This window comes from Streptomyces cahuitamycinicus (genome assembly GCF_002891435.1).
Taxonomy (GTDB): Bacteria; Actinomycetota; Actinomycetes; order Streptomycetales; family Streptomycetaceae; genus Streptomyces; species Streptomyces cahuitamycinicus.
The window spans coordinates 1-9,230 of the sequence record NZ_POUC01000331.1 but is presented as its reverse complement, the minus strand read 5'-3'; the positions used below and the strand labels follow the sequence as shown (position 1 = coordinate 9,230).

Here is a 9,230-nt window from a genome sequence, read left to right as displayed (position 1 = left end):
GTATAAGAGACAGGCCACAGCCTGGTGCGCACGGTGTCCTTCACGGGCGGCGGCGCGGGGAAGACGCCGGTGTCGTACGGCGACTTCGAACTGCCCCTGCACGACGCGATGCTCGACCGCGCCTTCGAGTGCTGGGTGCACGCGGAGGACATCGCCGACGCGGTCGACTACCCCTACGCCCCGCCCTCGCCGCGCCATCTGCACCGCATGATCGACCTGGCGGCCCGGATGCTGCCGACGGCCCTGGCCCACCGCCGCCGGGCCGGTCTGGCCTCCGCCGCCCCCCATCGTCATCTGGTCGCGGCGGGCGAACCGGGCCGCAGCCTCCGCCTGGAGATCGAGGGCTCGGGCGGCGGCGAGTGGCTGATCCCGCTGGACTCCCCCGCGGCGAAGGGCTCCGCCGAGCACGAGGTGGCCCACGTGGCCCTGGACGGCGTCGAGTTCTGCCGCCTGGCCGCCGGCCACGTGCCCCCGCAGGAGGCGGCGGCGGGGCAGGTGGGAGATCGGGAGGCGATCAGGGACGTCCTGTTCGCGGCCGCTTCACTGAGCCGGATGTAGAGCCCGACCTCAGGGGGCGCGGGGAACTGCGCGAACAACCACCCACAACCCGCAGCCGCCACGAAACAGGCCGGCCCGAGCTCCTAGGCGAAGATCACCGTCCGCCGCCCATTGAGGAGAATCCTCCGCTCCGCATGCCACTTCACGGCCCGCGCCAGCGCCTGGCACTCCACGTCACGCCCGATCGCCACCAGCCCTTCCGGCGTCACATCGTGCCCGACCCGCTCGACCTCCTGCTCGATGATCGGCCCCTCGTCGAGATCGGCCGTCACGTAGTGAGCCGTCGCGCCGATCAGCTTCACACCCCGGGCGTGAGCCTGGTGATACGGCTTCGCGCCCTTGAAGCTCGGCAGGAACGAATGGTGGATGTTGATGATCCGCCCCGAGAGCGCCTTGCACAGGTCGTCCGAGAGCACCTGCATGTACCGGGCCAGCACGACCAGCTCCACGCCCTCGTCGCGCACGATCCCCAGCAGCTGCGCCTCGGCCTCGGCCTTCGTGTCCTTCGTCACCGGGATGTGGTGGAAGGGGATGTTGTAGGACACCACCAACTCGGCGAAGTCAGTGTGGTTGGACACCACTCCGGCGATCTCCACCGGCAGCGCGCCGGTGCGGGCCCGGAACAGCAGGTCGTTCAGGCAGTGCCCGAACTTGCTGACCAGCAGCAGGATGCGCATCCGCTGGTCGCCCCGGTGGATCTGCCAGTCCATCTGGAACGAGTCACCGATCGCCGCGAAGCTGGCCCGCAGCTTCTCCACGGTCACGGGCGCGTCCGCCGAGAAGTGGACGCGCATGAAGAACAGTCCCGTGTCGTGGTCGCCGAACTGCTGGCTGTCCTCGATGTTGCAGCCGGTCATGAACAGATAGCTCGACACGGCGTGCACGATGCCCTTCCTGTCCGGGCAGGAGAGGGTGAGGACGTACTGGTCGGCCGGGACCGCGGTGCTGGTGGACTGCTCGTTCATGCAGGACAGGGTCCCACAGGGGACCACACCACCGGCAATCGTCCCGCTGCGCGGAACCGCTACGCGAAACCGCTACGCGGACCTCGTCATGATCTGCAGCACGTCCAGGCTGCGCGGCGCCGTGTCCGGCTCCTCGCCGTCACCGGCCGCGAGCCGCACATGCGCCTCCCGGGCCGCCCGGACCGCCTCCGGCCACGCCTCGTGCTCCAGATACGCGGCGACCGGAGCATCCGGCCCGACCTGGTGCATGATCCGCAGCACCCGCAGCACCGCACTGTCGACGAGGGCCGCCTCCTGCGCGTCGCGGAAGATCGTGCCGACGTACTTCTCGGCGGACCAGTGGTCCAGCCAGGTGTCCTCGACCAGCCGGTACACCGCGTCGGTCACGTCGCCGTAGCCGTCCACGCCGGCCAGCCAGACGTCCCGCTGGAACCCGGGATCGGAGAGCATGTGCAGGGCCGAGCGCACGTTGCTGCGCCAGCGCCACCACGGCATGTCGTTGACAGGCATGCCGCCCATGGTGGATGAGCGACGGCCACGACGGGAAGAGTTCTCCGAAGCTTGCACGGTCATCGATCGTACGTTCCCCTCCACATCGGTCACATCCACCCCCGCAATTCACCTGCGCGTCACCCATTGTCGACCTGCGATCACTCACGGGTTGGCCGTGTGGCGGAATCGTGCGGAACCATGACCGGCAGGCGACGCACCCGCAGCACATTCCTCCCCGGCCTCCTCACCCGTCACGCCAGAAAAGGCGTCCTGTCCGCGGGCACGGCGGTCGCGTGCGCGTCGCTCCTCGCCGGATGCGGTGTCGTCCCCGGCACCACGGGGGATGCCGGGGACGACACCATCACCGTCATGACCTGGGCTCCGCAGAGCACCAAGGCCACCAACAAGCCCGGCATGCCCGCCTTCGCCCTCGCCTACGCCCGCTGGATCAACGCCAAGGGCGGGATCAACGGCCGCAGGCTGAACGTGCTGACCTGCAACGACCACAACGACAGCGTGGCCGCCGCCAGGTGCGCCCGGCGGGCGGTCAAGGAGAACGTGGTCGCCGTCGTCGGGTCCTACAGCCAGTACGCGGACTCCTTCTTCCCGTCGCTGGAGGGCGCCGGCATCCCCTACCTGGGCGGCTACGGCGCCACCAACGCCGAGTTCACCAGCCCCCTGTCGTACCCCGTCAACGGCGGCCAGCCCGCGCTGCTGGCCGGTCTCGGCAGTGCCCTCGCCGAGTGCGGGCCCGTCACGCTGATCAGGCCCGACACCATCACGGGCGACCAGCTGCCCCCGCTGCTCGACTCCGGTCTCAAAGCGGGCGGGCACCGGGCCTCGAACGACCAGCGGGCCGCGGAGGACGCCACCGAGTACGACGGCCAAGCCGAGCGCGCTCTGCGCACGACGAGCACCGGCACGGCGGACCAGGGGTGTGTGGTGCCCGCCCTGGGGGACCGCAACGGCACCTTCATGGACTCCTTCCGGCGGGCCCGCGAGGACTACCCCGAGGTGCGGACCGCCACCGTGCTGGGCAGTGTCGACCAGACGGTGATCGACGCCACCGGCGGGGCGTCGGGCCCCTACGAGGGCTCGTACATCACCGGCTGGTATCCGGTGGCGAGCGATCCGCGCTGGGACGGGATGAAGCGGGTGATCCGCGAGCAGGCCTTCGGCGACAACCGCATCGACCCCGCGGACGCCGGAGTGCAGACCACTTGGATCGCCTACACGGTGTTCCGGCAGGCCGTCGAGTCGCTCGGCGACGGCGAGGTGTCCGCCGACTCGGTCACCGAGGCCCTGGACGACGGCCTGAAGGTCACCACGGGCGGCCTCACGCCGACGCTGCGCTGGCGGTTCCAGGACAAGCTCGCCGCCGTGGGCTTCCCGCGTCTGGTCAACGCGAACGTGACCCTCCAGGTGGTGCGGGAGGGACGGCTGGTCTCGGCGCGCAGGGGTTTCGTCGACACGACGAGGACGCTGCAGAACGCCGACGTGAACTACTGAGCGTCTCCGCCCGGCAGTTCACGTCCCGCCCGGACCGCCCCCGTCACAGCTGCGTCGGCTGCCGCTCGGGCAGACCGTACTTCTTCGCGATCCCGTTCCACAGCCCGGCCGCCTTGGCCTTCTCCGCGGTGGCCACGCCGCTGGCCCGGTTGCCGGCCTGGGTCTGGCCGGTGGGCCGGGCCTGGCCCTTCCTGCAGCCCTTCTTGCCGGCGGTCTGGTCGGCCCAGGCCGCGTAGTGGTTGTCGGCCGAGGCGGAGGCCTGCCAGGCCTTGGTGAGGGCGGTGGTGAGCGCGGCGTGGCCGGGCAGCTCGTCGACCTCGATGCCGGAGAGCCGGGTGACCAGCCCGGTGCGCTGCTTGGCCGCGTCCCGCAGGTCCTTGGCGGCCTCGGAGAGGTTGTCGCAGCCCTTGACGTCGGCGACGGCGTTGATCACCGTGCTGCGGCTGTTGCCGCTGTCGGCGAGCAGCTTGTCCAGCTCGACCGCCTGGGCCCGGGCCGGGTCGGCGGACGGGGAGGCGGAGCCGTCCGCCGCGGGTGCGGAGGCGGCCACCGGCTTGTTGTCACCGCCGTCGTCGTCACCGCCGCCGCCACCGGCGAGCAGCGCGCCCGCGCCGACGCCGAGGACGGCGATGCCGATGCCGACGGCGGCGATGACGGGTACACGCGAGCCGGCACGGCCACCGCGCGACCGGCCTCCGGCGGGCGGTTCCTGGGAGGCCCCGGGAGCGGCGTACGAGGGCTGCGGCCCGGGCTGCTCGATGCGGGGCATCTGCTGTGTGGCCCCTGCGGGGCTCTCGGCGCCCCCCTGGCTGCGGAAGAGGTTGTCGAACTCGGCGGGCGGCTGCTTGTCCCCGCCTGGCACCGGCGGGATGTACTGCGTCGCCTCGGCGTCCGGATGCGAGGCGGCCGGCAGCGGCCCGGCTCCCGCCCCGGTCCGGGGCCCGGTCCCGAGGAACCGCGTCGCCTCGGGGTCCCCCCCGGAAGGCATCTCGGGCGGCAGCGCCCCCGGGCCCACCGGGGGTATGTACTGCGTCGCCCCTTCGTCGCCGGACGGCGCGACGGGCGGCAGGTACTGCGTGGCCGCGGCGGCCGCGTCCCCCACGACCGGGGGTATGTACTGGGTCGCCCCCTCGTCGGCGGGCGCGGGCCCGGGGGCTCCCCCGTCGGCGGACCCGTAGGCACCGGAGCCCGGCGGCAGACCGCCGCCGTACGCCTCGGCGCCGGGCTGCGGCCGTGCTCCCCCGCCCGGGGTGCCGTACGCGTCAGCGGCCGACGGCAGACCGGCCCCCTGCGGATATCCGTACCCGGAGCCGTCCTGCGGCTGGGCGCCTTGTCCCGGCTGCCCCTGCCCGCCGGAGCCCTGCTGCGGCTGGGCGCCGGAGCCGGCGGAGGTGCCGTAGGCGTCGGGGCCCTGCGGCTGGGCGCCGGAGCCGGCGGAGGTGCCGTACGCACCGGCGGCGGGCAGACCGGCCCCCTGCGGATATCCGTACCCGGAGCCGTCCTGCGGCTGGGCGCCTTGTCCCGGCTGCGGCTGGGCGCCGGAGCCCTCCGGGGGCCGGGGGGCTCCCGCGCCGGCGGTGCCGTACGGGTCGTAGCCGGTGTGGCCCGCGGGCGGCTGGGCCGTGCCGTACGGGCCTGGGTCGGCCGGTGGGCCGGCGTAGGGGTTCGGGGGCTGGGCGCCCTCCGGCGGGAGTGCGCCCGGGGCCTGCGCGTCCCACGCGGGCGGCTCCTGCGTGCTCCACTGCTGGGGCTGGGACTGCCAGGTCTGGCCCGGCGGCGGGGGCGGGGTCTGCTGCCGGTCGGGGCCCCACGGCTGGCCCCAGGTCTGGCCCTCCGCGGGGGCCGAGGCCTGCGGTCCGCCCGCCGGGGGCGGGACGGGCCGGCGGCCCTGGGCGTCGCCCGGTCCGCCCGTCATGCCCGGCAGCAGGGGCTCGCCACCGTCGGAGGGCAGCACGATGCCTTCGCGCGCGGGGCGCGCCGAGGGCTCCTCGCCCTGTCCACTCTGCGTCACCGGGACTCCTACTAATGGGGGACCTTGTGAATCGTCGGGTCACGCTACCGGGTCCCCAGAGCCCCGTGCCACGCAGCACAGGGCCCGGCCTCCGGCCCTGTGAGCGCGGTAACACCAGCGGGTCACGCCACGTTGCCCAGGCCACCTCCTACGCGTCCAGCAGCCGTTTCCCGCACGTCACGCATCCGCAGACCCTGTGTTCACGCCGCCGTCTGCAGGTCGAGCCGCGCCCCGAACTCCCTCACCACCGCCTCGTCCCGGTACGGCTCCAGCCGTTGCTGGAAGTCCTCCAGGTACTCGGCGCCCCGGTTGGAGCGCAGCCCTTCCAGCAGTTCCACGGCCTTCATGCCGGTGTTGCACGCCTCTTCGATCTCCCGCTGCTGCACCTGCGCCGTGGCCAACAGCACATAGCCGATGGCCCGGCGGCGCGCCCGCGTCACGGGATGCCCGGCCAGCGACTCCTGCGCACACCGGGCCGCCGCCTCGGCCTGCCCCAGGTCCCGGTGACAGTGGGCCAACTCATCGGCGAGGTAGGCCTCGTCGAAGTGCGCGATCCACACCGGGTCGTCCCCGGCGGCCGGGTCGGCCGCCTCCAGGGCGCTCACCGCGCGCCCCGCCGAGGACTGGGCGGCGCGCACGTCGCCCATGAGAGCGTGCCCGCGCGCCTCCGCCGCCAGGAACATCGACTCGGCCCGGGGCGACACACGCCCCCGTGCCCCTTCCTGCGCCGCCCGCGCCAACTGCGCGATCTCCCGCGGGTTTCCGAGCTGGGCGGCGAGATGGCTCATGGAGGCCGCGAGGACGTACCCGCCGTAGCCGCGGTCCCCGGCGGCCTGTGCGAGGCGCAGGGCCTGGATGTAGTAGCGCTGGGCCAGGCCGGGCTGGCCGGTGTCGACGGCCATGTACCCGGCGAGTTCCGTCAGCCGGGCCACCGCGGCGAACAGGTCCCGCCCGACCGCCTCCCGGTACGACCCCGCCAGCAGCCCCGAGACCACGCTGTTGAGGTAGTGCACGACGACCGGCCGCACATGCCCGCTGCCGTATTGGTGGTCGAGATCCGCCAGCGCCTGGGTCATGGCCTGCACCGCCCGCACGTCGGACTGCCCCACCCGCGGCCCGGCCGAGCGCGAGACCTGCGCGTCGGGCGCGGAGATCAGCCAGTCCCGGCTGGGCTCGACCAGCGCGGACGCCGCGACGGAGGAACCGGACAGGAAGTCCCGCCGCCCCACGTCACTGCGCCACAGCTCGCAGACCTGCTCGATGGCCCCCAGCACGGTCGGCGAGAACTGGAGGCCCACACCCGAGGCGAGGTTCTTGCCGTTGGCCATGCCGATCTCGTCGATCGTGACCGTACGGCCGAGCTTGCGGCCCAGCGCCTCGGCGATGATCGCCGGTGCCCGGCCCCGCGGCTGCTGCCCGCGCAGCCAGCGCGCCACCGACGTCTTGTCGTAGCGCAGGTCGAGGCCGTGCTCGGCACCGCACATGTTGACCCGGCGGGCCAGGCCCGCGTTGGAGCATCCGGCTTCCTGGATGAGCGCCTGCAGCCGTTCGTTCGGCTGACGGGCGACGAGAGGCCTTGCGGCCATGGCGTACCCCCTGAGGCTGCGGTGCCTGCCCACGCACCGAGTTGACGTGTCTTCCGCGGCCGAACCCCTCACGTCCCGGCGAAAGGATCCGGCCGTGAAGATCAATGCCCCGCCGACCAGGCGAAAATGCGAGGCATGTGAGGAATGCCGGGGTAACGGCTGCTGCCGGCCCCACTCGTGGTTACCCAGCTCCGCGACCGATCCTCCTGCGCGCCCCCGCAGATGCACCCATGCGCCCCGGGAACAGGGGCGGTGCTCTCCCCCGCGCACACGGGTGGGCGTAACCCCTGGTGACGACCAGAGTTGTGTTCATCGTGGAAGAGACGATCGCCGGCACCGAAGCCGCTCAGATCCCGAAGCAGCGCGGGGAATCGCTGCTGGAGACCGCTGTTCGCTACGCCGAGGAGCGCCACTGGGACGTGTTCCCCGGCACCTGGCTGGAACCCGTCGACGGCAACCAGCGCTGCTCCTGCGGTGACGCGGCGTGTCCGGCGCCCGGGTCGCACCCGGCGCGCCCGGACTGGGCGACGCAGGCGACGGGCAGTGCGACGGTCGCGCGACGGATGTGGCAGAAGCAGCCGACCGCGTCGGTCCTGCTGCCGACGGGGCGGACGTTCGACGCGATCTCCGTGCCGGAGACGGCCGGGTTCCTGGCGCTCGCACGCATGGAGCGGATGGAGCTGACGCTCGGGCCGGTGACGCTCACGCCGGACCGGCGGATGGAGTTCTTCGTGCTGCCGGGGGCCGGTGTGAAGGTGCCGGACCTGGTGCGGAAGCTGGGGTGGTCGGTGTCGTCACTGGATCTGACGGTGCTGGGTGAGGGAGCGTATGTGGCTGCGCCGCCTACGCGTTTCGGGTCCCGGGGGGCTGTGCAGTGGGCCTGCCGGCCGACCCCGGCGAACAGGTGGCTGCCGGATGCGGAGGAGTTGATCTCGCCGTTGGCCTACGCGTGCGGCAGGGACCGGTGAGCGCCTGATCGTCTGCGTGGTTGCCCCTTCGTGGCGAGTGCGGGTCGCCCGTGGCTGTTCGCGCCCACGCTGCGGAGCCGCGCATTGGCACAGTCCCCCGCCCCTGAGCGCGATCCCCCACCGTAGGGTGCAGGGTGACGGAGGGAGGCGTGGTGGGATCCAGCGCTGTGCGTGTACAGGGGCTCTGGAAGCGGTTCGGGCAGCAGGTCGCTGTTGCCGGGGTCGATCTCGAGTTGCCCGCGGGCAAGTTCATCGGGCTCGTCGGGCCGAACGGAGCCGGGAAGACCACCACCTTGTCGATGGTGACCGGGCTGCTCAGGCCCGATCACGGGACCGTCGAGGTGGTCGGCCACGACGTGTGGCGGGACCCCGTCGAGGTGAAGGCCCGGATCGGGGTGCTGCCGGAGGGGCTGCGGCTCTTCGAGCGGCTCTCCGGGCGGGAACTGCTCGCGTACTCCGGGCGGTTGCGCGGGCTGCCCGGTGCCGAGGTCGACAAGCGGGCCACGCAGCTCCTCGACGTCCTCGACCTGGCCGGGGCCCAGCACAAGCTAGTCGTCGACTACTCGACCGGCATGCGCAAGAAGATCGGGCTGGCCAGCGCTCTCCTCCACAATCCCGAAGTGCTCTTCCTGGACGAGCCGTTCGAGGGCGTCGACCCCGTCTCCGCGCAGACCATCCGGGGCGTCCTGGAGCGGTACACGGCCTCGGGCGCCACGGTCGTGTTCTCTTCCCACGTCATGGAGCTCGTCGAGTCGCTGTGCGACTGGGTCGCCGTCATGGCCGCCGGGCGGATCCGCGCCACCGGCACGCTCGCCGAGGTGCGCGGGGACGCGCCCTCGCTGCAGCGGGCGTTCCTCGAACTCGTCGGCGCGCAGAGCCGGGACGCCGGGTCCGATCTCGACTGGCTGGGCGGCGGGGCCCGGTGAGCACCGAGGCGATCACCCCCGTCTTCGTACGGCTGAAGCTGTCGCTGCTGCGCAACGGGCTGCGGCAGTCCGGCGGCCGGAAGGCCGCCTACATCACCTCCGCCGTCTTCGCCCTGCTGTTCGCCGCGCTCCAGCTGATCGGCCTGATCGCGCTGCGCGGCCACGCGCACGCCGAGTCCGTGGTCGTGCTGGCGGTGGCGGTGCTGGGGCTCGGG

At 72.8% G+C, this 9,230-nt stretch carries 7 protein-coding genes and 2 pseudogenes; 5 read left to right on the top strand and 4 right to left on the bottom strand.

Translation table 11 applies throughout. The features are described from left to right. Window positions 1-6 precede the first annotated feature (6 nt). Window positions 7-558: pseudogene (locus C1J00_RS31770) on the top strand (MDMPI N domain containing protein); the annotation flags it as partial. A gap of 83 nt (window positions 559-641) precedes the next feature. Here the strand turns inward: C1J00_RS31770 and purU are convergent. Both purU and C1J00_RS31760 read right to left on the bottom strand, forming a co-directional pair. Further along, window positions 642-1,523 carry a formyltetrahydrofolate deformylase gene (gene purU / locus C1J00_RS31765; RefSeq protein WP_102912439.1) on the bottom strand — a complete coding sequence of 294 codons (882 nt, stop codon included), beginning with the start codon at window positions 1,521-1,523 and terminating at the stop codon, window positions 642-644. 72 nt (window positions 1,524-1,595) lie between these two features. Continuing rightward, a complete protein-coding gene (locus tag C1J00_RS31760; protein WP_102912438.1) occupies window positions 1,596-2,096 on the bottom strand; it encodes an SCO4402 family protein in 501 nt (166 codons plus the stop codon). Window positions 2,097-2,213: 117 nt separating this feature from the next. Between C1J00_RS31760 and C1J00_RS31755 the strand changes: the two genes are divergently transcribed. After that, window positions 2,214-3,524 carry an ABC transporter substrate-binding protein gene (locus C1J00_RS31755; protein WP_102912437.1) on the top strand — a complete coding sequence of 437 codons (1,311 nt, stop codon included), beginning with the start codon at window positions 2,214-2,216 and terminating at the stop codon, window positions 3,522-3,524. Window positions 3,525-3,567: 43 nt separating this feature from the next. On the opposite strand, the gene C1J00_RS31750 is transcribed toward C1J00_RS31755, so the two are convergent. Further along, entirely contained in the window at window positions 3,568-5,535 is a 1,968-nt protein-coding gene (locus C1J00_RS31750) for a hypothetical protein (RefSeq protein ID WP_102912436.1), read from the bottom strand. Between the two features lie 200 nt (window positions 5,536-5,735). Next, complete coding sequence (locus C1J00_RS31745; RefSeq protein ID WP_102912435.1) at window positions 5,736-7,121, bottom strand: NsdA family TPR-like regulatory protein; 1,386 nt, start codon at window positions 7,119-7,121, stop codon at window positions 5,736-5,738. A gap of 305 nt (window positions 7,122-7,426) precedes the next feature. Between C1J00_RS31745 and C1J00_RS31740 the strand changes: the two genes are divergently transcribed. The 3 genes and pseudogenes from C1J00_RS31740 to C1J00_RS31730 all read left to right on the top strand — a co-directional run. Continuing rightward, window positions 7,427-8,089: a bifunctional DNA primase/polymerase gene (locus C1J00_RS31740; RefSeq protein WP_102912434.1), complete on the top strand. Its 663-nt coding sequence runs from the start codon at window positions 7,427-7,429 to the stop codon at window positions 8,087-8,089. Between the two features lie 134 nt (window positions 8,090-8,223). Then, window positions 8,224-9,015, top strand: a complete 792-nt coding sequence (locus tag C1J00_RS31735) for an ABC transporter ATP-binding protein (RefSeq protein ID WP_102912433.1) — start codon at window positions 8,224-8,226, stop codon at window positions 9,013-9,015. Then, window positions 9,012-9,230, top strand: a pseudogene (locus tag C1J00_RS31730) (transporter); the annotation flags it as partial. The gene C1J00_RS31735 and the pseudogene C1J00_RS31730, both read left to right, overlap by 4 nt.

What these genes read in the sequence shown, in the direction of transcription:
- C1J00_RS31755 (WP_102912437.1), top strand. Translation starts at nt 2,214, where the DNA reads ATGACCGGCAGGCGACGCACCCGCAGCACATTCCTCCCCGGCCTCCTC.
- purU (WP_102912439.1), bottom strand. Translation starts at nt 1,523, where the DNA reads ATGAACGAGCAGTCCACCAGCACCGCGGTCCCGGCCGACCAGTACGTC.
- C1J00_RS31760 (WP_102912438.1), bottom strand. Translation starts at nt 2,096, where the DNA reads ATGACCGTGCAAGCTTCGGAGAACTCTTCCCGTCGTGGCCGTCGCTCA.
- C1J00_RS31745 (WP_102912435.1), bottom strand. Translation starts at nt 7,121, where the DNA reads ATGGCCGCAAGGCCTCTCGTCGCCCGTCAGCCGAACGAACGGCTGCAG.